24 protein-coding genes are annotated in these 21,765 nt (G+C 61.8%); 11 read left to right on the top strand and 13 right to left on the bottom strand.

Going from position 1 to position 21,765, the window contains the following annotated elements; all coding sequences use genetic code 11:
- Positions 1 to 39: 39 nt before the first annotated feature.
- Entirely contained in the window at positions 40 to 1,326 is a 1,287-nt protein-coding gene (locus ACFQDI_RS24090) for a GDSL-type esterase/lipase family protein (protein WP_377171854.1), read from the bottom strand.
- A 46-nt stretch (positions 1,327 to 1,372) separates the two neighbouring features.
- On the opposite strand from ACFQDI_RS24090, the gene ACFQDI_RS24095 reads away from it, so the two are divergent.
- From ACFQDI_RS24095 to ACFQDI_RS24125, 7 genes are all read left to right on the top strand, one after another.
- Positions 1,373 to 2,392, top strand: coding sequence for a dihydrodipicolinate synthase family protein (locus ACFQDI_RS24095; protein WP_377171856.1), 1,020 nt, complete (start codon positions 1,373 to 1,375; stop codon positions 2,390 to 2,392).
- 73 nt (positions 2,393 to 2,465) lie between these two features.
- Positions 2,466 to 2,960, top strand: a complete 495-nt coding sequence (locus ACFQDI_RS24100; RefSeq protein WP_377171858.1) for a hypothetical protein — start codon at positions 2,466 to 2,468, stop codon at positions 2,958 to 2,960.
- A 3-nt stretch (positions 2,961 to 2,963) separates the two neighbouring features.
- Entirely contained in the window at positions 2,964 to 3,647 is a 684-nt protein-coding gene (locus tag ACFQDI_RS24105) for a DUF6794 domain-containing protein (protein WP_377171860.1), read from the top strand.
- An 86-nt stretch (positions 3,648 to 3,733) separates the two neighbouring features.
- Positions 3,734 to 4,135, top strand: a complete 402-nt coding sequence (locus tag ACFQDI_RS24110) for a zinc ribbon domain-containing protein (RefSeq protein ID WP_377171862.1) — start codon at positions 3,734 to 3,736, stop codon at positions 4,133 to 4,135.
- A 21-nt stretch (positions 4,136 to 4,156) separates the two neighbouring features.
- Positions 4,157 to 4,414, top strand: coding sequence for a hypothetical protein (locus tag ACFQDI_RS24115; protein WP_377171864.1), 258 nt, complete (start codon positions 4,157 to 4,159; stop codon positions 4,412 to 4,414).
- Positions 4,415 to 4,475: 61 nt separating this feature from the next.
- Positions 4,476 to 4,817: a S24/S26 family peptidase gene (locus ACFQDI_RS24120; RefSeq protein ID WP_184342434.1), complete on the top strand. Its 342-nt coding sequence runs from the start codon at positions 4,476 to 4,478 to the stop codon at positions 4,815 to 4,817.
- 24 nt (positions 4,818 to 4,841) lie between these two features.
- Positions 4,842 to 5,258, top strand: a complete 417-nt coding sequence (locus ACFQDI_RS24125) for a hypothetical protein (protein ID WP_184342432.1) — start codon at positions 4,842 to 4,844, stop codon at positions 5,256 to 5,258.
- On the opposite strand, the gene ACFQDI_RS24130 is transcribed toward ACFQDI_RS24125, so the two are convergent.
- The 4 genes from ACFQDI_RS24130 to mnmM form a co-directional block, all read right to left on the bottom strand.
- Complete coding sequence (locus tag ACFQDI_RS24130) at positions 5,249 to 6,523, bottom strand: NlpC/P60 family protein (RefSeq protein WP_377171866.1); 1,275 nt, start codon at positions 6,521 to 6,523, stop codon at positions 5,249 to 5,251. The two genes, ACFQDI_RS24125 and ACFQDI_RS24130, sit on opposite strands and share 10 nt — an antisense overlap.
- A gap of 205 nt (positions 6,524 to 6,728) precedes the next feature.
- Positions 6,729 to 7,631, bottom strand: coding sequence for an EamA family transporter (locus ACFQDI_RS24135; protein WP_377171867.1), 903 nt, complete (start codon positions 7,629 to 7,631; stop codon positions 6,729 to 6,731).
- The gene (locus ACFQDI_RS24140) at positions 7,628 to 8,575 is read right to left on the bottom strand and encodes an AEC family transporter (RefSeq protein WP_377171868.1); all 948 of its coding nucleotides are present in this window, start codon (positions 8,573 to 8,575) and stop codon (positions 7,628 to 7,630) included. The genes ACFQDI_RS24135 and ACFQDI_RS24140 overlap by 4 nt, the downstream gene beginning before the upstream one ends.
- 381 nt (positions 8,576 to 8,956) lie before the next feature.
- Positions 8,957 to 9,562, bottom strand: coding sequence for a tRNA 5-(aminomethyl)-2-thiouridylate-methyltransferase MnmM (mnmM, locus tag ACFQDI_RS24145; protein WP_377171870.1), 606 nt, complete (start codon positions 9,560 to 9,562; stop codon positions 8,957 to 8,959).
- A 144-nt stretch (positions 9,563 to 9,706) separates the two neighbouring features.
- Here mnmM and ACFQDI_RS24150 point away from each other — a divergent pair, with 144 nt between their 5' ends.
- Positions 9,707 to 11,188 carry a protein adenylyltransferase SelO gene (locus tag ACFQDI_RS24150; protein WP_377171872.1) on the top strand — a complete coding sequence of 494 codons (1,482 nt, stop codon included), beginning with the start codon at positions 9,707 to 9,709 and terminating at the stop codon, positions 11,186 to 11,188.
- A 23-nt stretch (positions 11,189 to 11,211) separates the two neighbouring features.
- Here the strand turns inward: ACFQDI_RS24150 and ACFQDI_RS24155 are convergent, their stop codons facing one another.
- From ACFQDI_RS24155 to glmS, 3 genes are all read right to left on the bottom strand, one after another.
- Entirely contained in the window at positions 11,212 to 12,258 is a 1,047-nt protein-coding gene (locus tag ACFQDI_RS24155) for an NAD(P)/FAD-dependent oxidoreductase (RefSeq protein ID WP_377171874.1), read from the bottom strand.
- A gap of 207 nt (positions 12,259 to 12,465) precedes the next feature.
- On the bottom strand, positions 12,466 to 13,278 hold the full coding sequence (locus ACFQDI_RS24160; RefSeq protein WP_377171876.1) for a hypothetical protein: 813 nt from the start codon (positions 13,276 to 13,278) through the stop codon (positions 12,466 to 12,468).
- A 23-nt stretch (positions 13,279 to 13,301) separates the two neighbouring features.
- On the bottom strand, positions 13,302 to 15,155 hold the full coding sequence (glmS, locus tag ACFQDI_RS24165; protein WP_377171878.1) for a glutamine--fructose-6-phosphate transaminase (isomerizing): 1,854 nt from the start codon (positions 15,153 to 15,155) through the stop codon (positions 13,302 to 13,304).
- A gap of 90 nt (positions 15,156 to 15,245) precedes the next feature.
- On the opposite strand from glmS, the gene ACFQDI_RS24170 reads away from it, so the two are divergent.
- Positions 15,246 to 15,482, top strand: coding sequence for a helix-turn-helix transcriptional regulator (locus tag ACFQDI_RS24170; protein ID WP_377171880.1), 237 nt, complete (start codon positions 15,246 to 15,248; stop codon positions 15,480 to 15,482).
- A gap of 67 nt (positions 15,483 to 15,549) precedes the next feature.
- Here the strand turns inward: ACFQDI_RS24170 and ACFQDI_RS24175 are convergent, their stop codons facing one another.
- From ACFQDI_RS24175 to ACFQDI_RS24190, 4 genes are all read right to left on the bottom strand, one after another.
- Positions 15,550 to 15,702 carry a DUF2256 domain-containing protein gene (locus tag ACFQDI_RS24175; protein ID WP_377171882.1) on the bottom strand — a complete coding sequence of 51 codons (153 nt, stop codon included), beginning with the start codon at positions 15,700 to 15,702 and terminating at the stop codon, positions 15,550 to 15,552.
- Positions 15,699 to 16,589: a TIGR03915 family putative DNA repair protein gene (locus ACFQDI_RS24180; RefSeq protein WP_377171886.1), complete on the bottom strand. Its 891-nt coding sequence runs from the start codon at positions 16,587 to 16,589 to the stop codon at positions 15,699 to 15,701. The genes ACFQDI_RS24175 and ACFQDI_RS24180 overlap by 4 nt, the downstream gene beginning before the upstream one ends.
- A gap of 9 nt (positions 16,590 to 16,598) precedes the next feature.
- Entirely contained in the window at positions 16,599 to 17,888 is a 1,290-nt protein-coding gene (locus ACFQDI_RS24185; protein ID WP_377171896.1) for a putative DNA modification/repair radical SAM protein, read from the bottom strand.
- A gap of 186 nt (positions 17,889 to 18,074) precedes the next feature.
- A complete protein-coding gene (locus ACFQDI_RS24190; RefSeq protein WP_377171888.1) occupies positions 18,075 to 18,545 on the bottom strand; it encodes a MarR family winged helix-turn-helix transcriptional regulator in 471 nt (156 codons plus the stop codon).
- Positions 18,546 to 18,613: 68 nt separating this feature from the next.
- Between ACFQDI_RS24190 and ACFQDI_RS24195 the strand changes: the two genes are divergently transcribed.
- Together ACFQDI_RS24195 and ACFQDI_RS24200 are read left to right on the top strand one after the other, a co-directional pair.
- Positions 18,614 to 19,069: a cupin domain-containing protein gene (locus ACFQDI_RS24195; protein WP_377171890.1), complete on the top strand. Its 456-nt coding sequence runs from the start codon at positions 18,614 to 18,616 to the stop codon at positions 19,067 to 19,069.
- A 219-nt stretch (positions 19,070 to 19,288) separates the two neighbouring features.
- Complete coding sequence (locus tag ACFQDI_RS24200) at positions 19,289 to 20,227, top strand: cupin domain-containing protein (RefSeq protein ID WP_377171892.1); 939 nt, start codon at positions 19,289 to 19,291, stop codon at positions 20,225 to 20,227.
- Positions 20,228 to 20,479: 252 nt separating this feature from the next.
- Here ACFQDI_RS24200 and ACFQDI_RS24205 read toward each other — a convergent pair whose 3' ends face one another.
- On the bottom strand, positions 20,480 to 21,016 hold the full coding sequence (locus tag ACFQDI_RS24205; RefSeq protein ID WP_377171894.1) for a DUF6882 domain-containing protein: 537 nt from the start codon (positions 21,014 to 21,016) through the stop codon (positions 20,480 to 20,482).
- Positions 21,017 to 21,765 lie beyond the last annotated feature (749 nt).

Genomic DNA, 21,765 nt, shown 5'->3' on the forward strand with positions numbered 1-21,765 from the left:
TTAGTCTATTGAGCACTATATACCAAGGAGCGAGACCGCTCATCGCACGAGTTCGCCTACCAGCAGGATCGCCCCAGGGTAGAAGCTGGTTCCGGCGAAGCGCTCCGGTTTGTCGATCTTGTTGCCGTTCTTGGCCAGGATGGCGGCCTTGTCCAGCTCCTTGGAGTCGATCACGATCTTCACCGTGTGCTCCTTGTCTTCCAGATCCGTGCCGATCATGAGCGTGCTCAGGCGGTGGTAGGTGCAGTAGGCGTCGATACGCGGCACAAAGCTCGCCGGCTTGTCATCCAGCGTCACGCTCACCTGCCCGCAGTCCGGGCCCACGATGTCATAGATGGCGCAGCGGGTGCCTTTGAACTTGAAGGTGATCGTGTCTCCGGGCTGGCTGCCTTTGTGCAGTGCCGTCATGCGGTTGGCCCAGCGCTTGCCAAAGTCATCTGTCTTGGAATCGAGCAGCTTAAAACCGGGGGACAGCGTGGCAGCCGTGATCGGCAGCAGCTTGGCCTGTTCATAGTTCGTGGCGATGAAGGGTGCCCCCAGCGTGTGCGGGCCGGTCTTCTTGGAGGCGGCAGTGATGGGCTCCAGCGAGCGCACGATGGCCGCCAGATACAGCTCATGCCCCGTCTCCGGGTGCGGGTGTACGCTGTCCGGGGCAAAGACAAATTTCCCCTCCAGCGCCTTCTTCTCCTCGTCCGTCTTCGGCAGCTTGGCCTTCCACGCCAGCTTGCCCTCCTTGGCCAGCTTTGCCACCTCCATGCCCATGTGGATGGTCGGGATGCCGTAGTGATCCGCGATCTTCTCCATCGCGCTCGCCGAGCGCTGGAATTTGCCCTCCAGCATCGCAGGCACCAGCGCCTCCGTGATCGTGTAGACAAAGCAGATGTCGCAGTCAGGCAGTGCCTTCCATGTCTGGCGCACGATGCCCTCCATGCAGCGGAAGATCTGCTCCGGCGCGGCACCGCCGTCATTCACGGCGAACTCCACAAACATCAGGTCCGGCTTCTGATCCAGCACATCCTGCTTCAGGCGGAAAACCCCCAGGTCTGAGCCCGTGCCGCCGATCGCCGCATTGATCTCGCTGAACTTCGCCTGCGGGTACGCCTTCTGGAAGTGCGCCAGCGTCTTCGGCCGCCAGCCGTTCTGCGCCGTGATGGAGCCGCCCAGGTAGCCGATCTTCACCTCAGCGCCCGGGGTGTTTGCCTTGGCCAGGAAATTTGAAAGGCCGGCGCGCGGGTGGCATTCCTGCGCGGGGACCAGTGGAAACTCGTCCGCAGCTGGAAGAGCAGTGGCGACGGCAAAAAGCGAAAACAGAAGATGGCGCAGCATGGGGAGAGATGAAAGGTTGAGCCGTCAGCATGCGAAGCAAAACAGCATGAACAACTTCGACTTTCGCCCCACGCTCCAGCACGGCATCGCCATCCCTGCGCATCCCCTCGCGCTCACCGCGCAGAGAAAGCTCGACGAGCGCCGCCAGCGCGCACTCGCACGCTACTACATCGCCGCCGGAGTCGGCGGCCTCGCCGTCGGCGTGCACACCACCCAGTTCGCCATCCGCGATCCCAAGTTCGGCCTCTTCAAACCCGTGCTCGAACTGGCCAAGGAAGAGATGGACCGCGCCCCCGGCTACCTCGTGCGCATCGGCGGCATCTGCGGTGCCACACCGCAGGCCGTGGCGGAGGCCGAGCTGCTGCGCGGTCTCGGCTACCACGCCGGACTCCTCAGCCTCGGCGCGCTGCGCACCGCCACCGAGGATGAAATGATCGCCCATTGTCGCGCCGTCACGCAGGTCCTGCCCGTCGTCGGCTTCTACCTGCAGCCCAGCGTCGGCGGGTGCGTGCTGCCCTACTCTTTTTGGCGACGCTTTGCCGAGATCGAAAACATCGTCGCCATCAAGATGGCTCCCTTCAATCGCTACCAGACCCTCGATGTCGTCCGCGCCGTCATCGAAGCCGAACGCGATGACATCGCCCTCTACACCGGCAACGACGACAACATCGTCGCCGACTTCCTCACGCCCTATCGTGTCGGCGGCAAAGAGCGCCGCATCGTCGGCGGCCTCCTCGGCCACTGGTCCGTGTGGACCCAGCGCGCCGTGCAGCTTCTGGAACAGTGCCGCAACGCCGAAGCCACCTCCGCCCTGCTGCGCCTCGGCATCGAAGTCACCGACGCCAACGCCGCCTTCTTCGACTCCGCCAACGCCTTCCACGGCTGCATCGCCGGCCTCCACGAAGTCCTCCGCCGCCAGGGCCTGCTGGAGGGTCTCTGGTGCCTCGACGAACACGAATCCCTCAGCCCCGGCCAGATGGAAGAAATCGACCGCGTCTATGTCGCCTACCCGCATTTGAATGACGATGCTTTCGTGGCGGAGCATCGGGATGAGTGGCTGAGGTGAGAACGTGATATATACGGGCATTCAAATCACGCGTTCTGTAAACTTTTTCGCACAGTCCAATTCAATATCGTACATGCACTCTTTGCCCGGCAAGGTCATCATGTTCTGCGGCACCCATCGAGGTGAAGCATCAGATTGTGTCGAGTGGGCGTTGGAGGCTCTGTGCCAGGGCTACGATTCGCCGTCACTGCGGATTCTCGCGGGTCTTATCCCACCGTTCACTACCTTTGAGGTTCGTGATTATGCCACGAAGGCTCTTCGAGAGTTGGATATATCCATTCCAGTCGGGGCTGCTGCCATTTCCGCCTATGCCAAAGACCTTGTCTTGGACATTGTGGTTCAACCATCATTGATGCAGGGATCTCTTCGACTGCTATGTGATTTGTGCATAGCTGAAGATTATCAGCAAGACATTTACGACTTCTATCTCCTCCGCTGGGCCTACGATGACTTGCAGCAGGAGCCTGTTCAGTGGTATTGGAATGGTGCTGATCGATCCAATATACACCAGATCATTCTTGAAAGATGTCACGCTTGGTTGGTGGAGCACAATGCAAAGGCGACTTAGCTTATGAGGCGCATCACCACTCTCATTTTTCTACTGGCTGCCGGCAGCCTGTTGTTTGCCGATGAGAAGAAGGCAGCACCAGAAAAGCAGCCTGCTCAAGTGCAGGCAAAGAAGGCGGAAATGCCACCTCCAAAGACTCTGGAAGAAGCACATCAGCGGTTGGAAAAATTGCTTCCAAAGGATGAGCTGGCGAAGATTGACGCCATGAAGGCTGAAGATGAAATGATCGAGTACCATTTCGGACTTGGCATGTGGATGCGGAACGAGTGGGGTCTTTGGGGAGGTGGGCCGTTGGCGCAGTACATGAACAAGCTCGGGTTTCATCATCCCGATGACATGTCCGGCGTCATTTTGGAGACCTTTTGGTGCCAGCGGCACAACAAGGATTTCCGCCTGAAAGAGCGGGCTGCTTCTAATGAGGCCTACTGGAAGGCTGCAGCAAACCCTCCTGCAACAGCCAAAGATCCGAAAGACGGTTCGAAAGTGGAATGGAATATGTCATTTGGAGCCGGTGATGACAAAAGCCCTCGACAGATCCATGTCGGCAAAAGCAAGAAGACCGGACGTTGGCTGGCCTACGAGCACGACAAAGGTGTTTACGAACCGGACGCAGCTCTCTTGAAGCGCATCAAAGACAGCGAAAGTTCAGATCCTTTGGGCCCATATGAGAAGCCGATCAGCAAGTAGCCCAGGACGAAAGTGCCTCTCTTCATGAAGCTATCAGTGAACAATGCGGCACACCGTCTAACCGAAACCCGTTCAACTACACTATTATGCCAGCCGGAATGGACCATCCAGAACTCGGGGCAATAGCCTTCGGCGTCACCAAGCTGGTGGGATACTGCATTGCCGCCCACCTGATCTCAAAGTGCTACAAGAAGAATCCATCCCAGTGGTTCGTGATTGGGCTGACGCGGACGATTATTGGAATCGCCTTTGGCTATCCGTACGTGCACATGATCACGCCTGCACTGGGCAGTCCTCTTTTCCTGCTTGGACTGATACCGCTGCGCATGATCGAATGGCTCTTGCTCATCATGCTTTTCTACGACCGGCGGCTGACCAACAAGCGGCGTGCTTTGGCGGTGAGCACTACTTGGATGATCTGGTCATTTCTGCTCGATATACCCGCAATCGCCGGTTGGTTTGTCATCGGTGGGTTCTGGATTTGTTGAAGGCAGCAAATGATCTTTGGCATGAAGCGCATTTTCCAAGAAATCGATATTCATATCCTTTACATCCAATGCTTCCTTTTGCTTGGGGTGGCTGTTCTCCCGCATCGGACATGGGCCTTGCTCATTCTGGCCATTATTCCGCAGGGGCTAATTCTCACGCGGGCTTTCATCGACTACCCGGCTTTCAAACAGCCCGCCGCTGGGTACGTGATCGTAAACGAAGCCGTTGTTGTGGCTTCTGTGGCCACCTGTCTCATGCTCTGGCGGACGATTGGCTGAATTTGAACATGTGAAAGTTCATAAGGTGCCATAACCATCTCTCTCATACATCAAAGCACCTATGGGCTGGGTCAATGAAGCACTCGAACAACTGTCCGCCGGACAGGACGCGCACATTCGCCCTCAAGGCGGCTCCATGCGGGGCCGGATTGAGAGCGGAGATCTGGTCACGCTGTCTCCGGTGGATGCGCGTGAGGTGAAGGTCGATGACGTGGTGCTCGTGCAGTGGCAGCGCAGCTACCTGCTGCATCTGGTGCGGGAGATTCGCGGCGACGAGTTTCTGATCGGCAATAACCTGGGAAAGATCAACGGCTGGGTCAAAGCACAAGCTGTTCGCGGCCGTGTGGTCAGCGTGGTGCATGATGCTTCTGTCTCCCCTGACTCAGACTTTAGCACTGTTTGAAGCTTAGGCATCACCATCCATCTCGTGAACGAAAACCAACAACCTATTCCGCACGGACTCGATATGCTCTCTCGATTAGACGAGACGCGGGTGCACTTCCTCTGGCATTTCGACTGGTGGGATGGTCCATTGCATGGGTTGGCAGAGTATGATGGCCAAAAGGCATGGTTCGTATTCCACGACATGGATGAGCTTGGTCGTCACTACTATTATCGGCTTTACCTCCTCACTGATGCACAGGCTGCTGAAGCGGAGTTGTGGTACGCGACTCGGGGCACGTACGACGCCGCGACGCAGCGCTGGCTTGGCAGGGACGAAGTTCGTCATGATTCCTCATGGGTTGGTCCAGATGTTTCCGCTCGGCAGCCTATTGGCTGGTTTGCTGACGGCTCTAACTCGGACTTTTATGGCATCCAGGTTATTCGTAACTCTCACTGCTGAAAAAACCTTCTCACCGAACTCACCGCGCGGTCCACTCTCTGCTCGAAGGCACTCTTCGGCGGAGCCCCAGGTGTGCGACGGCGGGTGGTTGAGGTCGCCACCGTGGTGCTGCGTTTCTTGGTCGTCGCAGCTTTGGGTTTGGAGGTGGTGGAGGTCTTGGCGGGAGCGTCGGCCTTGCTCTCTACGACGGCAGTTTTCTTCGCCGTAGATTCCAGCGGTGTGTCGGTGGTGACGGCCACAGCCTTGCGCACTTCTTCCTTGGGCTCAGCCGGTTCTTTGGTCGCAGCGACTGGCGAGTCCTTCGGTGCAGACGTCTTCGGAGTCACAGATGCAACCACTTTTGGGGGCGATGCTTCTTTGACCACGGCAGTCTCTTTCACCACCGGCATCTCCTTGGTCACAGCCGCTGGTGTCACTGCCGCGATCACCGGCCGCTCAGGCTCGATGGGCTTGGGCTCAGGCGGCAGCAGTCCCGGAGACGGCCCGTAGGCGTAGAAGTGCTTGGTGCTGCCGGGTTGGGGCAGGCTGAAGTCAAAGACGCTCACGCCGCTGCGGCGCTCGCCCATGTAGCTGCGGCCGTCGCTGGAGCCGAAGACAATGCGCTTGCCGGTCTTCTTGAGCTTGCCCAGATACACCATCACGTGGGTCACAGGCAGCTTGCGCGTGGTCTCGGTGGGGCTGGTCCAGAAAAGCAGGTCGCCGGGCTTGAGCGCGGCGAACTCCTCGTTGTCAAAACTGGTGGCCGTGGGCGTGAGGTGGAGCTGCGATTTTTTGTCCACCCAGTTGCACATCTCATCAGACTGTCGCGGCACGTCCTTCAGTCCCTGGAAGTGCAGCACATGATAAATGGTGCCGGAGCAGTCCATGCCGCCCTTGCTCGGCTCATGAGAGCCGTAGAGGTAGCCCAGCTCCAAATGCGTGAGAGCGAGGCAGCTCTGCACCAGGCTCTGGATCTGTTTCGGATATTGTTCAAAGCCGCGGATGTCCTCGATGCTGAGCGTGGAGACCAGCGCATGCGTCGGCGTGGCGGCGGCTTCGTCATCATCCGCCTTGGCTTTGGCGGCATCCTTGTCCTTGGCGTCGGTTTTCGCCGCAGTGGACTTCGCGGGAGTGGCATCGCTCTCCGTCCCCGACTTCTTTGCAGCAGTGCTCTGCCCGGCAGTGGCTTGCTTTTTCTTGGTGCCGGACGTGGTGGCCGCAATCAGCGGAGTGCCTGTCCAGACTGCCAGCCACACGACCAGCAGAAGGCGCAGTGACGTTTGCATGAGATTCAGGGGGTTTGAGGGTGAACAACGGCAATTTAGACACAACCCGGCGCAAAAGTGATCAAATCATTTCCGAAGGCTGCCTTGGAGCGGAATGAAAGTAGCCTTGTTGCTTGCAACAAGGGAGCGCTCCGCAGCATTCATATCGCGCAAATTTTCAAAGCGTTGGTGTTTGCAACAACTTCCCCGTTCCGCAGGAACTGGGCTACTTTTGCATCCGCGAGATCACCGCACAAATCACCCCCGCCATCATCAGCAGCGCGGCCACGACACGGATGCCGTAGGCTTTGCCAGACTCATGCCGCTCGCGATTTCCCAGCAGCGGCCCCAGCACGGCCACCACCGCCAGGCTCCACATGCCACGCGTGGCATACACCACGTTCACACCCACGGCGTCATTGAAATACGCCAGCGAGAGACCCAGCGTCATCGACTGCGCGGCGATCAGCGCGCTGCCGCCGAGCGACCACTGCGTGGCGCGGTTCCAGGGAATCGGCGGGCGTTTGGGCAGCAGCGTCATCGACAGCAGCGAGAGCACCCCGGTCGTGCCGGACATGAGGGCAAGAAAAGTCTTCGGACCAAAAGTGGGGGCCCATTTTTGCAGAAACACATCCGCAAAGGCGTAGAGCGCCGCGCTGATCAGCGCCATCACCACCGGCCCCGCGAGGCGCGCGCCCTTCGGCGTTTTGAAATCCGTGGCGCTCATGAGAAAGATGCCGCCCGTGGTGATGATGGCCGCCACCCACATCAGCGGCTTCATGCTGCCCGCGATGAAGAGGCTGGCTCCCAGCGCCACAAACACCACCTTGGACCCCAGCACCGGCGTCACCAGCGACACATCCCCGCGCTGCATTGCGATGAAGGTAAACCACCCGCCCGTGAAAAACAGCACTCCCAGGCCGACAGGCACATACCAGAGATCCCAGGAGACAGGCTGCGTCTCAAAGAAGACGAGCGGAAAAAACGCCAGCGTGCTTGTCCAGTTGTTGATGTGAAAGCACGCCATCGGGTGCGCGCCCTCCACCAGCGCCTTTTTCAGCAGCAAGGAAGCGATCGCGTAGCCGATGGCGGAGCCGAGCGGGAAGAGCAGATACCAGGGAAGATTCATGCGCCGACGAGTTTCAGACCCCAGGCGATGACGAGAGGCGTGGAGATGCAGCTCACGACGGTGGTGGCTATGACGACCTGCACGGCGGTGGAGGCATGGCCGCCGTAGAGGCGTGCGATCATGATGTTAAACACCGCCGAAGGCATGGCCGCCTGCACCACGATCACTCGTTTCAGCTCCAGGCTGATGGGCAGGTGGTAGGCCGCCAGCAGAAAGGCCACGGGGATGATGCCCAGGCGCAGGATCGGGCTCACGATGGCCACCTTCCACTGCATGGCCCCCTGTCCCCAAAGATCGGCGATGGACGCGCCGATCAGCAGCACCGCCAGCGGCACCGCGCAGGCACCTAGCATGGTGAAGGTGTTGTGCGCCACCTGCGGCACATGCGCATGCAGACCGGTGAAGTTCAGCAGGAGGGAGGTCAGGATGGTGAGCACCGGCGCATTCAGCGCCAGCCGCCAGGGTGCCTTGTCCAGCCCCGTCAGCAGGCCCACCCCGGCCGTCCAGCAGGCCAGCTCCACCCCCAGCGTGAAGGTGAAGAGCACTCCCAGCGTTCCCTTGTCTGGAAACAGGGCCGTCACAATCGGGATGGCCACAAAGCCGTAATTCTGCAGCCCGCAGGCCACGCTGAAGGTGCGGCGGCCTTCGCCTTTTTTCAGCCCCACCAGCGGCGCCACGAAATACGTGAAGGCGATTCCTAGCGCCACCAGCGCATAGCCCAGCCCTGCGGCCACCAGTACCGGCGGCAGGCGCATCACGGCCGGGTTTCCCACCACGCGCTCGATGATGAGCGCGGGCGTCAGCATCATCACCGAGAGCTTCATGAGGCTGGTGTCCGCCTCCGGCTTCAGCAGCCCCGTGCGTCGTGCCAGCGCCCCGGCCCCCATCGTGAGATACACCGGCACGGCCACGGAGAGGATGCTGAGGTAGTCGAGGTTGGCCATGGCGCGTGGCGTTCAGCTAGGCCGTGAAGTACGTTTCTGCAAGTACCTCGGGCCAGGGAGTGCCCATGCCACACAAACGTATCTATACTTTTCTTCGGCTGCGTCTGTGGTGCGGAGAATCCTTCTCCTCCCTTGGTTTGCAGCCTTCCGGGAGGAGGAAGAGGAAAAGGAAGATAGGCAGACATTGATGCTCTGCCGGCGATGTCGCAGTTCGGAAGTACGACAGGCACTCCTGCCTGTCGATCAGCGCTCCGCCAACACCCACGGCTTGCGAGTCAACCCGCCATGCCGCCCCAGCAGCCTGACGTTTTTTGTCTATCGGTTTGGAATTGGGCCTGCACCAGGGTGTTTGCTGTGCCTCTGACGAGTGCCCATCGTACCTCATCCCCTCTTCCACACCACCCACAGCTCCGGTGGCGAGGCGGACCGGTTGATCGGGCGCAGGTGCTGCACCTCGTTGCGGCGCGACTCCAGCCCCGCAGCCCACGCGGCGATGCTGCGCCCCTCCTCGGCCCCGCCTTCATGCCCGGGGTACACGGCGATGGTCAGCAGCCCCCCCGGCCGCAGCAGCTCCAGCGCGGCCTGTACCGCTATCATCGTCGTCTCAGTGCGCGTGATCAGCGTCTTATCCGTGCCTGGCAGGTAGCCCAGATTGAACATGATGGCGCTGATTTTCCCATGCAGCTCCGCCGGCACGTGCTCGCGCATGGTTTCATGGCCGGAGTGAATGAGGGTGGTCATCTCCGCCGGCACACGCTTCGCCGTTTCCACCAGTGCGGGCGCCTGCACATCAAAGGCATACACATGGCCGCCGGGGCTTACGCATTGCGTGAGGAAAAGCGTGTCATGCCCGTTGCCCATCGTCGCGTCGATCACCACATCTCCCGGCTGCAGGCGGTCCTTCAGCATGAGCTGGGCCCACAGCACGGAGGAGGGCAGGCCGCCATTGGGGCTGGCGAGGTGGGGTTTGTGGGGGGCGGGTGTCATGGGCGGTCAGGTGCGCTTCTTTGCAGCAGGAATCCGCCTTTTGCATGCGGGATGTGGGGACGTCCCCGGCACTCATGGCCTGCCAGCCCTCCATGAGCATTGGACTTGCCGCCCCGCATGACGCATGGGGGGCGTATTCCCTGCATGTCTGAGTCTGTGATTTCATCCTCCGTCTCCGCGCCCGGTCTGGCTGGCTGGCACCTGGAGCACACCTATGCCAAGCTCCCCGCGCTGTTTTACGAGCACCTCGGCCCCACGCCGGTGAAGGGGCCGCGCATGGTGGTGTTCAATCACGCGCTGGCAAAGGAGCTGGGGCTCAACGGGGCCGTGCTCGCAGAGCAGGCGGCGGTCTTTGCTGGCAATGAACTGCCGGAGGGCGCAAAGCCGCTGGCGCAGGCCTATGCCGGGCATCAGTACGGAAACTTCACCGGCCTCGGCGATGGCCGTGCCATCCTGCTGGGAGAGCAGGTGACGCCCTCGGGCGGGCGCTTCGACGTTCAGCTCAAAGGCTCCGGGCCCACGCCTTTCTCACGGCGTGGGGACGGTCGTGCGGCACTGGGGCCCATGCTGCGTGAATACATCATCAGCGAGGCCATGCACGCGCTGGGCATCCCCACCACGCGCAGTCTCGCGGTGGCGGCCACGGGGGAGAAAGTCTGGCGCCAGGAGGTGCAGCCGGGCGCGGTGCTCACCCGCATCGCCGCCAGCCACATTCGCGTGGGTACCTTTGAGTGGGCGGCGGCTCACAGGGACAAGGAGGCGCTGCGCGCCCTGGCAGAGTACACCCTCCGGCGGCACTACCCGGACTGCGCCGAGACGGACGAACCTGGCCTGGCCCTGCTCCGCGCGGCGATGCAGCGTCAGGCTGCGCTCATCGCCCAATGGCAGTGCGTGGGCTTTATCCATGGGGTGATGAACACGGACAACATGGCGCTCAGCGGCGAGACCATCGACTATGGCCCCTGCGCTTTCATGGATGCCTTTGACCCCGCCACTGTGTTCAGCAGCATCGACCGCCACGGGCGCTACGCCTACGGCAGCCAGCCGCAGATCGCGCAGTGGAATCTGGCCCGCCTGGCGGAGGCTCTGCTACCCCTGCTGCATGCGGATGAAAAGCAGGCCGTGGAGGTGGCCAATGCGGAGATCGCGGCCTTTAAAACGATGTTTGAGCAGCGCTGGCTCTCCGGCATGCGCGCCAAGCTGGGGCTCTTCACCGAGGAGCCGGAGGACCGCGCCCTGATCGAAAGCCTGCTGACATGGATGCGCGATCAAAAAGCGGATTTCACCAACACATTCCGCGAGCTGAGCCAGTCGGGTAATACAATGTTGTACAACGATGCGGCTTTCGCGGAGTGGCATGCACGGTGGCAGGCCCGGCTGAGACAGCAGCCCCAGTCCATGGAGGCAGTGGCTGAGCAGATGCGTACGCACAATCCGGCCGTCATTCCACGCAATCATCAGGTGGAGGGGGCCCTCTCGGCTGCGGCTGAGCGCGCGGACCTGAGTGTGATGCAGCGCCTGCTGGAGGTGCTGGCACGGCCTTATGAGGACCGCGAGGGACAGGCGGAGTACCGCCAGCCATCGGGGCTTGCACCGGGCGAGTACCAGACCTTTTGCGGGACGTGAAGGCGGGGGCCAAAGACCTCCCCTCACACCCCGTTGCGCTGCAGGTCCAGCTCGGGGTCCAGAGGTTTTGCGTCCAGCAGGTGCTCGATGAGGTGCCGCGCCAGCCAGGGGCTGCGCAGCGAGCCCTTGGAGCCTAAGCCGTTGAGGAAGGCCACGCGTGGATGCGAGGGGTGGGTGCCCATGAGCGCCTGCTGGTTCTTGATGATGGGCCGCACGGCAGTCTGTGCGGCGGTGATGGCAGCCGGCACCTTGAGCAGACTGTGCAGATTCGCCTCGAGCTGTGCCACCTGGGCGGGGTCGGGGATGTTGGCATCCTCAAACTTCCATTCGTAGGTCGATCCGGCGCGCAGGCTGCCATCTGGCCGGGGAAGGAGCCAGCAGCTGCGGTTGAGGATACGCCGCTCTCCCTGCATCTCAGCCTGCACCGTGAGGATGGTGCCGCGTGCAGACTGAAAAGGCACCCAGCTGAAAAGCGGGTGCTTTTCCGCGCTCCAGCCCTGTGCCCAGATGACGTGGGAAAAGCGCCGCCCCTGCCACTCCACGCCGGTGCCGTCATCCCGCACATCGGCGGGCTGCACGTCGGCTTTCACCCAGGCATCGAGCGAGGCGAAGAAATCACGGCTGGCACGCAGGTACGCGGGGGTGTCCAGCCAGGCGGCATGGCGCTGCTGGAAGCCGTTTTCCGGGCTGTGAATGACCTCCGCATCCAGCTTCGGTGGCTGCGGGTGGAGAAAAGGCTGCATGTCCGGGTCGCACCGGCGCTTCTGCCATTTGGCCATTTCAGCCTCGCTTTTCAGCAGCCGCACGTAGCCGCGTGGGAAGAAAAAGCGCTGGCCCAACCGCTGGCCACAGCGGCGGTAAAAAATCAGCGCTTCACGGTAAAACATTGTATAACGCCAGCTCACCGTCAAGCGCATCCCGGTGATGGGGGTGATCAGCCCCGCCGCCACCTTCGAGCATGTGACCGGCTCATCGCGATCCACGACAAGAAAAGGCACACCACGTTCCCATAGATGCCAGGCCAGCGCTGTGCCTGCGAGCCCCTGACCGATGATGAGGATGGTTTGCACAGTGACGAATCAGTAAATCCGAATAACTAAGGTGGAATGCAGGTCTCACGGTGGTGAGGCTGCTTGCTCCCGGGTGGCTATGAACTTGTGTCAGCCTTCGGGGTTCGTCATTCGGATTTACTCATTCGTCATTTTCTGAGCGGCTCGCTTCGAAGCGAGTGCGTGACGATGAACGAAGACGACGGTTCTTTGCACCACCAGGCCGTTCTACGGCTGCTTCTCCACCATCACCTGCATGATCTCCTTGAACTTCTCATGGGTTTTGGTGACCTGCTCCGCCGTGGGCGTGCCCGGGGTGGTGCTGCGCCAAAGGCTGCTGATTTCCTCAATCGCAACTCCGATGTGCTTGATCATCGGCTCTTCATGCTTGGGCATGCCGAGGCGGTTGAAGTCATCGCGGATCTCCTGGAGGATCACGGGCGAGCCGATGCATAGCGGCCGTACCTCGGAGGTGGCATTTTCCACGACCACCGTGGAGACAATCTCCAGCAGCCGCAGCCAGAGGCCGAGATCGATCATCACCGCCAGGTCGTCATCCTTCTGCTCGTGCAGCAGGCGGATCAGCACCTGGTGGCTGTCCACGATCTCGTTGCGCAGCTCTTTCCACTCGTCGCTTTCAGCCATTTTGCCCTGGGCCATCAGGCGGGGCAGCAGTTTCTCCCCCAGACCCAGCGTGCGGCAGTAGCTGAGCACTTCCTGGTTGTTGTTGCGGAACTGCTGGGAGTCCCCCGCCTGCCAGATGAGAAAGCTGTCCGCCATCAGGCTGCCGAGAATCAGGGACGCACGCCCGCGGTCTGTCGGCGGGGTAGGCGGCGGCGGGCGAAACAGCAGCCGCCAGCGCGCCTTGGTGCGCTGGCCGATCGCGTCGAGAAAATCCGCCGGTGTCTGGTTTCTCAGAATAATGGCCGTTACGGCTTCTTCCTGCGCTGGCTCATCCGCCCCTGAGGCCACCCCACCCAGGCACAACCCCAGCGCTACGAGGCAAATCGTACGGCGGGAGCGGGGTGGGAGAGCGGGCATAGGTGGGAGCTAACACCATTATTTTACTCCACTGTAACACTTTTGGCCAGATTTCTCGGTTTATCCACATCACAACCACGCGCAACGGCGGTGTAGTAGGACAGGAGCTGCAGCGGAACGACGTTCAGGATCGGCGTCAGGTAGGACGGGCAGTCCGGCACGTAGATGACGTCATCGGTGATGCGCTCCAGCTCGGTGCGGCCTTCCGTAGTGACGGCGATCACCGGGCCTTTGCGGGCACGCACTTCCTCGATGTTGCTCACGTTTTTGTCGAAGACGGCGTCGTCCGGGGCGATGAAGACGGAGGGCATGTCCGGCTTCACCAGGGCGATGACGCCGTGCTTCAGCTCCGCGCTCGGGTGGCCGCTCGCGTAGATGTAGCTGATCTCCTTCATCTTCAGCGCGCCTTCCAGCGCCACGGGGTAGTTCATCTGGCGGCCCATGAAGAGCATGCCCTCGGCGTGGCAGTGCTTTTCAGCGATGGCCTTGATCTTGTCCGCCTGCTTGAGGATCTGCACGATCTTGTCCGGCAGCGCCTCCAGCTCGTCGATCATCTCCAGCCCGTCCACGCTGGAAAGGTGGTGGATGCGGCCCAGCAGCAGGCTCAGCAGCGTGAGGATGGTGACCTGGGAGGTGAAAGTCTTCGTCGCGGCCACGCCGATCTCCGGCCCGGCGTGGATGTACACGCCGCCGTCGCTCTCGCGGGCGATCGTGCTGCCCACGGTGTTCACGATGCCGAGGCAGCGGATCCCCTTGCGCTGGCCCTCACGCATGGCGGCCAGGGTGTCGATCGTCTCGCCGCTCTGGCTCATCACAAACTGCAGCGTGTTCTTGTTCGCGGGCACGTTGCGGTAGCGGAATTCGGAAGCGATCTCCACCTCCGTGGGCACGCGGGCCAGGGACTCGATGAGGTACTCGCCCACCATCGCGGCGTGGTAGGCGGTGCCGCACCCGGCGAGGATGATGCGGTCGATCTGCACCAGCTCCTTCGGGCTCATGTTCAGCCCGCCCATGATGGCGGTGCACTCATCGCGCGAAAGGCGGCCGCGCATCGCATTGCGCAGGGAATTCGGCTGCTCGTAGATCTCCTTGAGCATGAAGTGTGGGAACTCACCCTTCTCCGCGTCATCCGCGCTGAACTCCACACGGCTCACCTTCACCTCCGCCGGCACACCCTGGTGGGACTGCACGTCGTAGCGGTCCTTGGTGATGGTGACGATGTCGTAGTCGTTGAGGTAAACGACATCGCGCGTGTGGGCCACCACAGCCGAAACATCACTGGCCAGGAAGTGCTCATGGTCCCCCAGGCCGACGATGAGCGGGCTGCCGAGGCGGGCGCCGACGATCACGCCGGGCAGGTCTGCGTGCATGACGGCGATGCCGTAGGTGCCCTTCACACGGGCCAGGGCGGCCTTCACGGCATTCACCAGGCGCAGCGTGCCGTCCGGCTCCTTGGACTCGTCGAAGTAGGTGCCCACCAGGTGGGAGAGCACCTCGGTGTCTGTCTGCGAGAGGAAGGTGTGGCCTTTCGCCGTCAGCTGGTCGCGCAGCGTCTGGTAGTTTTCGATCACCCCGTTGTGTACCAGCACCAGCTTGCCGTTCTGGTCCGGGTGCGGGTGGGCGTTCACATCCGTAGCGGGTCCGTGGGTGGCCCAGCGGGTGTGCGAGATGCCCATGGTGCCCAGCGGGTTGGCCTCCGTGACTGCCTGGCGCAGATTGTCGATCCGGCCGGCGCGTTTCAAGATCCGGAGATTTTCGCCGCCACCGTTCAGGGCCATGCCCGCCGAGTCATAGCCGCGATATTCCAGACGACGCAGCCCGTCCAAAAGGATGGAGCTGGCCTGACGATTGCCGATGTATCCAACGATTCCGCACATGTGTAGGTAAGAAAAAAGGGTAAAGGAGCCCTGCTCAAACTGGCAGGGCAGCACGATACCCCCTCGCAGAACCCACGCCAGCAGTTCGTGGTGAACGCATTTTTTCTTTACTCGAAGGAAGTCGGGGCCAAAAGCCAGCCAATGAACGCGGACGGCGGCGGCATTGTCAGCACCTGCATGAGCCATAAAACCAGCCTCACCCCCAGAGAGAAGGAGATCCAGAGCCTCCTCGCCCGGGGCAAATCACCCGAAGCCATCGCCATCCGCCTGGGCATGAAACTCTCCAAGGTGCTGATGGCCATCGCCATGATGCCCAAGCTGCTTTGACGCGGGAGCCCCGCTCGTCCATCCCGCCTCCTCGGTGGCCTGCGTGCGGCGCAGCTCCGGCACGGTATCAGCCCTTGCTGCCCGGCCTGTCACGTCGGCAGCGGTCGCTGCAGTATTTCACCTCGTCCCAGACCTTTTCCCACTTCTTGCGCCAGGTGAAGGGGCGGCCGCAGGTGAGGCAGGGCTTGCTGGGCAGGTGCTGCTTTTTCACGCCTTTCATGGCACGTCGGAGTCCGGGGTGGCGGCGGCTTCCTGCTGCTGGTTCATGGCGTGCAGGGACTTCAGGTAGGCATTGTTGGGGGCGGGCTTCACACCGCGCTCCTCAGTTTCCAGCATGCCCTGCACGCGCTGGGCGCTGCCTGCGATCAGATCGGCAATCAGCGAGGCCTCGGGCAGGTTTTTCCAGTATTTCTTGGGCATCTCCGACTGCATCGCGCTGATCTTGACGCGGGCGGGATTGAAGATGCTGCGGTAGTAGGTGCGCCACAGCTCGTCCTGCGCGTCTTCATCCGGAGCGCTGCTGCGCGGCACTCCTGCGGTGAAATGCAGCCGCGTGCCATCCCAGTGCGCGCACTCATAGGGAGTGAGAATGGACCAGTCCATGCCGGCAAAGCGCTTCTCAAAAAACGGCGTGGCCAGCCGCACGATGCGGTGCTCGGGCTCAAACCACGCCACGAACTGCTCGCGTCCCGTGGCCGCCGAGGTGCCCACAAGACGGAAGCGCACAAAGGCGTGCATCTTGTGGATGTCCCGCCCCACCGCTTTGCACCAGTCCTGGAGCTGGCGCATGTCGGGGTCGGTGGGCATGGAGAGGACGTGGCGCTCCGCCCCGACGGTGAGCCGCCAGAGCACGCGGTACAGCATGGCCCAGCGCCTTGCATCGGTGTGCGCAGCGGCGCTGCGGGCCAGGTCGAGAAAGGCGGGCGGCACTTTGATGGCCTGTGCGCCCGGTGGGTGCATGAGGGCAGGCTCCTCCTGGGCAAACAGCGGGGACTCCTGCGCGTCGTCCACCCACAGCACGTCCTCGGGAGGCACCCGCTGGGCCAGCAGCTGGCGGGCGGTGCTGCGCCAGGCTTCATACTCGGGCTCGATGACGATGGTGCGCATGGGCTGGCATCAGAGCTCCCCCGATCTCGCCGAAAGGAGGTCGCCGGGGGTCGGTGCGGGCGGAGCGCCAAAGTTGATCTCAAGCTGCTCGGGCGGTGGCAGGAAGCGCGCGCGCAGGGAGTCGCTGTCCAGCCCGAGGCGGGCCGGGTGGTGGTCCGCTGCGACGATGAAGGGCAGGATCTTTTTCATCTGCAGCCGCAGGCGTACCAGGTCGGCCAGCCGCAGCCGCGTGTAGCGCCGTGCCGCCAGGATGCGCTCCACATTCCGCACGCCCAGGCCGGGGATGCGCAGCAGCATCTCGCGCGGGGCACGGTTCACATCCACAGGGAAGCTGGCCCGGTTCCGCAGCGCCCAGGAGAGCTTGGGGTCCAGCGCCAGATCCAGCTGCGGAGCCTCTGCGGAGGCGATCTCCTCCACCTTGAACTCGTAAAAGCGCAGCAGCCAGTCAGCCTGGTAGAGGCGGTGCTCGCGGATCAGCGGCGGGGCCTTCAGCGGCAGGATGCTGGAGGGCTCCGGGATGGGGCTGAAGGCCGAGTAATAGACGCGGCGCAGGCGGTGCGCGGTGTAGAGCTTGTCCGCACAGCCCAGGATGGTGGCATCGGTGGACGCATCGGCCCCCACCAGCATCTGGGTGCTCTGGCCGGTCGCAAAAGGCGGAGGCCGGGGCGCGTTGGGGCGGCGCTTTTCGGCATGGCGCTCCTCGATCTTTCCCCGGATATGTCCCATCGCCTCCTCCGTGCGCGCGAGGTTTTTCTCCGGGGCCAGGGTGTTCAGGCTCTGCTGGCTCGGGAGCTCCACATTGATGCTGATGCGGTCCGCATAGCGCCCCGCCAGCGCGATGAGCGCCTGCGAGGCCTCCGGGATGGTCTTGAGGTGGATGTAGCCGCGGAACTGGTGCTCCTCCCGGAGCTTCCGTGCCACCTCGATCACGAGCTCCATGGTGTAGTCCGCGCTGCGGATGATGCCGCTGCTGAGAAAGAGGCCCTCGATGTAGTTCCTCTTGTAAAAGTCCAGCGTCAGCTGCACCACCTCGTCCGGGGTGAAGCGCGCCCGCGCCACGTTGCTGGACCGCCGGTTGATGCAGTAGTGGCAGTCGTACAGGCAGGCGTTCGTCATGAGCACCTTCATCAGCGAGACGCAGCGCCCGTCGGGGGTGTAGGAGTGGCAGATGCCCATGCCTCCCGTCGAGCCCACGCCCTGGCTGCCCCGGGAATCCTTCCGCGCCGCGCCGCTGCTCGCGCACGAAGCATCATACTTCGCCGCATCGGCCAGGATTTCGAGTTTGCGCGTGACGTCCATCATGGGTGCCGTGGGTCTCTACGTCTCCGCCCTCCGCGCCGCCGCTCTTTCCACGCCTTTCCGCCCGCAGCCACACCGTCGGCAGCACAGCCCAGTGGAGGTGAAAGCAAAGCGTCGGCAGGGAGCAGGCATGCCGCATGGATAGCTGTTCTTTGGAACAGTTTCAATCGCAGATGCTGCCCGTCATCATTCCGGCTCTTCGGGCAGCGTCAGGATCGCTTCGTCCAGCTCGGCCAGGGCGCTGCGCAGGGTTTGGAGCTTGCTGCGGCCGATTTTTTTCCCCAGCTCCTCCTCCAGGCGCGTGCTGGCTGCGAGCAGGGCCTTCATGAAGACCTCTCCGCGCCGGGTCAGCAGCACCCGTTTGGCACGCCGGTCCACCGGATCTGCACCCACCGTCACATAGTCATGTTTCGCCAGATGCTCCACCAGATAGGCCATGCTCTGCTTGGTCAGGCCTGAGACTTCGGCGAGATCGGTCAGCCGCGAGCCTTCCGGGGCCAGGTGGCGGAACACCACGCTGTGGGAGGGCCGGATCTCCCCAAACCCGCCCGCCGCCATCTCTGCATAGAGACGTTTCGAAAGCCGCTGATACGGCAGGCGCAGCAGGGCGCCCAGCGTGCGCGCCTGCTCGGGAAAAGAAGTGGGGGAAAGGCTCATGAAGGCAATGCCAGCTTGACATTAGTCAGAGAAACTGTCAATATAGTCAGTCTTTCTGACCATCTACCATGAGCACCGAAACCTCCCCTCCCTCATCCATGCTCCTCCGCGCCCAGGACACCCCGGCGCTCGACGTCTTCGGCACCCAGGTCACCGTGCTCGGCGGCGCGGCGCAGACAGCCGGCGTGTTCTCCCTGGCGCGCATCGTCTGTCCTCCCGGCACCGGTGCCCCGCCTCACACGCATGTGGAAACCGAGCACTTCCACGTGCTGCGCGGCCGCCTGACCGTGCAGCGCGCGGATGAGCAGCTGGAGCTCCTGCCGGGAGACACGATTCACATCCCCTCGGGCCTGCCCCATGCGTTTGCGAACCGCTCTGCGGCCGAAACAGAGTTCATCTCCGCCGCCACGCCAGGGGGCCACGAGCATTTCTTCCGCGAGGCAGACGAGCTCTCGCGCAGCGGCCGCTTCAATCCGGAGACTGCCGGCGCACTCTGCCAGCGCCATGGCATCACCCTGCTCTGAGGCGGAGGAGAGCATGGGATCGGCAGGCGATTGAGCTTGAGGGGCCGGGTGCATCGGCTGCGCAGTGGCTGACACAGGCACTCAAAGACAGCGGCCAACGTGCCGGGACCGGCTTTCGCACGTGAGTGGCTGGCACCAGGCACGAGCCGCGACCGACAAAATGGCTTCCCTTGCCGCTTCCATGCTGCCTATACTTCGCCTGACACCCAGCCCAACGCCATGACTGCCACCCCCTCAGACTCCGCCCCGACCTGCAACCAAGAATGGGAAAAGCACGGCTTGTTCTTCGAGTATGGCAGCGCGGCGAATCCGCGCATGCCCAAGATCGGCATTGAGGTGTTTCCGCCCTCGATGCATCACCTCGCCGAGAGCAAGATCATTCCGCTGGATCTGTCCCAGAAGCTGCAGACGAGCCACCCTGCCACCGGGCCGAATCTTCTGGCCCATTTCGTGCACATCGCCCCAGGTGAGGAGCTGGCCACCTCCTGCCATGCCAGCAGCCAGGTCTTTTATGTGATTCGCGGCGCGGGTTTCAGCGTGATCGATGGCAGGAAGCTGAGCTGGAAAACGGGCGATTTGTTTGCGCTGCCTGTGACCGGCGAGATCCGGCACTGCGCGAGTGAGGACAGCGCTTTCTACTGGGTGAACGACCAGCCGCTGATGGATTTCCTGGGTGCCAGGCCCACCCGCCCGAGGTTCCGGCCGCTGTATTTCTCCCGTGAGCTGCTGACCAGCGAGCTGGAGAAGGTGCGAAAGGAGAACGAGGGGAAGGACAAGAACCGCAACGGCATCCTGCTGGCGAATCCTGACTGCCCGCAGACGAAGACGCTGACGCACTCCATGTGGTCGCTGTACAATCTGCTGCCTGCGAAGAGCAAACAGAAGGCGCACCGGCACAACTCCATCGCCCTCGATTTCGCCGTGAAGGCCACGGAGGGTGTTTACACCATGATCGGCCGCGATCTGGATGCCGATGGCAACATCATTGACCCCGTCCGCGCCAACTGGGTGGCCGGTGGCGCCTTCGTGACGCCGCCCGGCTGGTGGCACTCCCATCACAACGAAAGCGACGAGGACGCCATCGTTCTGCCGGTGCAGGATGCGGGTCTGCACACCTACATGCAGACGCTCGACATCCAGTTTGCGCATGGGTATTGAGCGGGGATTCCGGTGTGTGTGAGCCCCTGAGGCATGCTATCCATATGACGGGAGTGGGCTGAATGCTTGGCCTCTTGCTCATTTGCACCGCCCCCTTCGCTAAAGCTTCCTTCTTTGCTAAAGCTACAGAGGACACGCAGAGACTCGGAGAACGTAGAGATTCCAGAACTGAGTGCCTACGGAATGAACGGAAGACGGACCCGAAGTAAAGAGGACAGGCTGGCGATGGTGAATGGATGGGACGCTGCTTCTTCATTGCGGGTGGGAGCTGCTATCAGCACCTTGTTCTGCCGGTCGTTTGAGAGGGCGATAATCTTGCTTCTCTTCGTCCGGTATAAACTCGAGTCCATCGTAGAGCAGGAACAAACCTCCACTGGCACTTGGCGACCTATACGCGCCTTGTGCTTCAAGCAGCCTTGCTGAAACCGAGGTCATCTCCCAACCATCGATTTCCTCTGCCGACCACCTCTGTTCAATAAGCTTAGTGATGCCTTCTTTCTCTCCGAAGTCCCGGACCGCATGAATGGGTCCAATCTCCACATCCTTGAAATGTGGATTCGCCCAGGACCATAACCAAGTGCCGGACTTCGTAGAAATCGATCCGACAATCGTGACCTTCGCCCGAACCTTCGGTTCATTGCGGTCGCTCCACCAAATCTCGTTTCGAAACAGGTCATACTCATAGCTGGCGTAATCACCGATACCAAACAAGCGCTTGTTCTTCTCGTTGGTTGACTTGAGGTATTTGGTCGCTTGGTCGATGAAGGACTCGAATTCGGTGTATTCCATATTTTAGAGGGCTAACCGTGCCTATATAGTGTAAAACTTCATGCTCTCCTCATCTGGAATGTTCCGGTGGTTCGAGGACATGAAATCTTGGAGCCATGGGAGTCCAATCGAAGCGTCGCAGCCTTGAGCAGCCAAGTCCCTGTGATGCTCCCATCTTCGGCCACCGTGCCGTCATAGTAAATGGGCGGGTGTGCCTCGGGGCGCTGCCACGGGAGGTCATGAGCGGCCCGAAAATCTTGGATGGACATCATCCCCTCGTCACAGGTCAGATGAAGTTCAGGCAGCAGCTTCGTGAACCTCACTTTGCGGCCGGCACACCGCCCTCGGATATTGCCCTCGCCCGGAACACCTGGATACGAGATGTCATTGACATGCCCGCTGAAGCGGCCCCAAAAGTGCTGCCAGCGTGTCTGGGTCAGGTTCAGCTCAAAGTCCACGCCCGCCGGTGCATGTAGGCGCATCTCAGCATCATCGTAAAAGTAGGTGCCTCGCCATGGACCAACGAGGAGCGGCTTCTGTTGCATCATTAGGGACATGGAGTTTGGCGAACGACTTACAGTTCGCATGTAGCGCATGGATGGTTTTGTTGTTGGAATGCGTTGACGAGCAGCCCCCGTATAAAATGCCAGGCATGAATGGCACTTGATTAAGCCGCCTTTCGATACTTGTCGCGGTGGGGGATTTCCTGAAACTCGCGGCGCGGCTGCGTCAGCAGCTGATGGGTTTTGGGGCGTCGTTTCTTGGCCCTG

Source organism: Prosthecobacter fluviatilis (assembly GCF_042655725.1).
Lineage (GTDB): Bacteria > Verrucomicrobiota > Verrucomicrobiia > Verrucomicrobiales > Verrucomicrobiaceae > Prosthecobacter > Prosthecobacter fluviatilis.

Excerpts from the sequence above, each read along its gene's own strand:
- ACFQDI_RS24150 (WP_377171872.1), top strand. The coding sequence starts at position 9,707 with ATGTCTGAGTCTGTGATTTCATCCTCCGTCTCCGCGCCCGGTCTGGCT.
- ACFQDI_RS24100 (WP_377171858.1), top strand. The coding sequence starts at position 2,466 with ATGCACTCTTTGCCCGGCAAGGTCATCATGTTCTGCGGCACCCATCGA.
- ACFQDI_RS24140 (WP_377171868.1), bottom strand. The coding sequence starts at position 8,575 with ATGGCCAACCTCGACTACCTCAGCATCCTCTCCGTGGCCGTGCCGGTG.
- ACFQDI_RS24135 (WP_377171867.1), bottom strand. The coding sequence starts at position 7,631 with ATGAATCTTCCCTGGTATCTGCTCTTCCCGCTCGGCTCCGCCATCGGC.
- mnmM (WP_377171870.1), bottom strand. The coding sequence starts at position 9,562 with ATGACACCCGCCCCCCACAAACCCCACCTCGCCAGCCCCAATGGCGGC.
- glmS (WP_377171878.1), bottom strand. The coding sequence starts at position 15,155 with ATGTGCGGAATCGTTGGATACATCGGCAATCGTCAGGCCAGCTCCATC.
- ACFQDI_RS24130 (WP_377171866.1), bottom strand. The coding sequence starts at position 6,523 with ATGCAAACGTCACTGCGCCTTCTGCTGGTCGTGTGGCTGGCAGTCTGG.
- ACFQDI_RS24190 (WP_377171888.1), bottom strand. The coding sequence starts at position 18,545 with ATGAGCCTTTCCCCCACTTCTTTTCCCGAGCAGGCGCGCACGCTGGGC.
- ACFQDI_RS24160 (WP_377171876.1), bottom strand. The coding sequence starts at position 13,278 with ATGCCCGCTCTCCCACCCCGCTCCCGCCGTACGATTTGCCTCGTAGCG.
- ACFQDI_RS24205 (WP_377171894.1), bottom strand. The coding sequence starts at position 21,016 with ATGGAATACACCGAATTCGAGTCCTTCATCGACCAAGCGACCAAATAC.
- ACFQDI_RS24105 (WP_377171860.1), top strand. The coding sequence starts at position 2,964 with ATGAGGCGCATCACCACTCTCATTTTTCTACTGGCTGCCGGCAGCCTG.
- ACFQDI_RS24120 (WP_184342434.1), top strand. The coding sequence starts at position 4,476 with ATGGGCTGGGTCAATGAAGCACTCGAACAACTGTCCGCCGGACAGGAC.
- ACFQDI_RS24185 (WP_377171896.1), bottom strand. The coding sequence starts at position 17,888 with ATGGACGTCACGCGCAAACTCGAAATCCTGGCCGATGCGGCGAAGTAT.
- ACFQDI_RS24110 (WP_377171862.1), top strand. The coding sequence starts at position 3,734 with ATGCCAGCCGGAATGGACCATCCAGAACTCGGGGCAATAGCCTTCGGC.
- ACFQDI_RS24200 (WP_377171892.1), top strand. The coding sequence starts at position 19,289 with ATGACTGCCACCCCCTCAGACTCCGCCCCGACCTGCAACCAAGAATGG.
- ACFQDI_RS24090 (WP_377171854.1), bottom strand. The coding sequence starts at position 1,326 with ATGCTGCGCCATCTTCTGTTTTCGCTTTTTGCCGTCGCCACTGCTCTT.
- ACFQDI_RS24195 (WP_377171890.1), top strand. The coding sequence starts at position 18,614 with ATGAGCACCGAAACCTCCCCTCCCTCATCCATGCTCCTCCGCGCCCAG.
- ACFQDI_RS24175 (WP_377171882.1), bottom strand. The coding sequence starts at position 15,702 with ATGAAAGGCGTGAAAAAGCAGCACCTGCCCAGCAAGCCCTGCCTCACC.
- ACFQDI_RS24180 (WP_377171886.1), bottom strand. The coding sequence starts at position 16,589 with ATGCGCACCATCGTCATCGAGCCCGAGTATGAAGCCTGGCGCAGCACC.
- ACFQDI_RS24115 (WP_377171864.1), top strand. The coding sequence starts at position 4,157 with ATGAAGCGCATTTTCCAAGAAATCGATATTCATATCCTTTACATCCAA.
- ACFQDI_RS24095 (WP_377171856.1), top strand. The coding sequence starts at position 1,373 with ATGAACAACTTCGACTTTCGCCCCACGCTCCAGCACGGCATCGCCATC.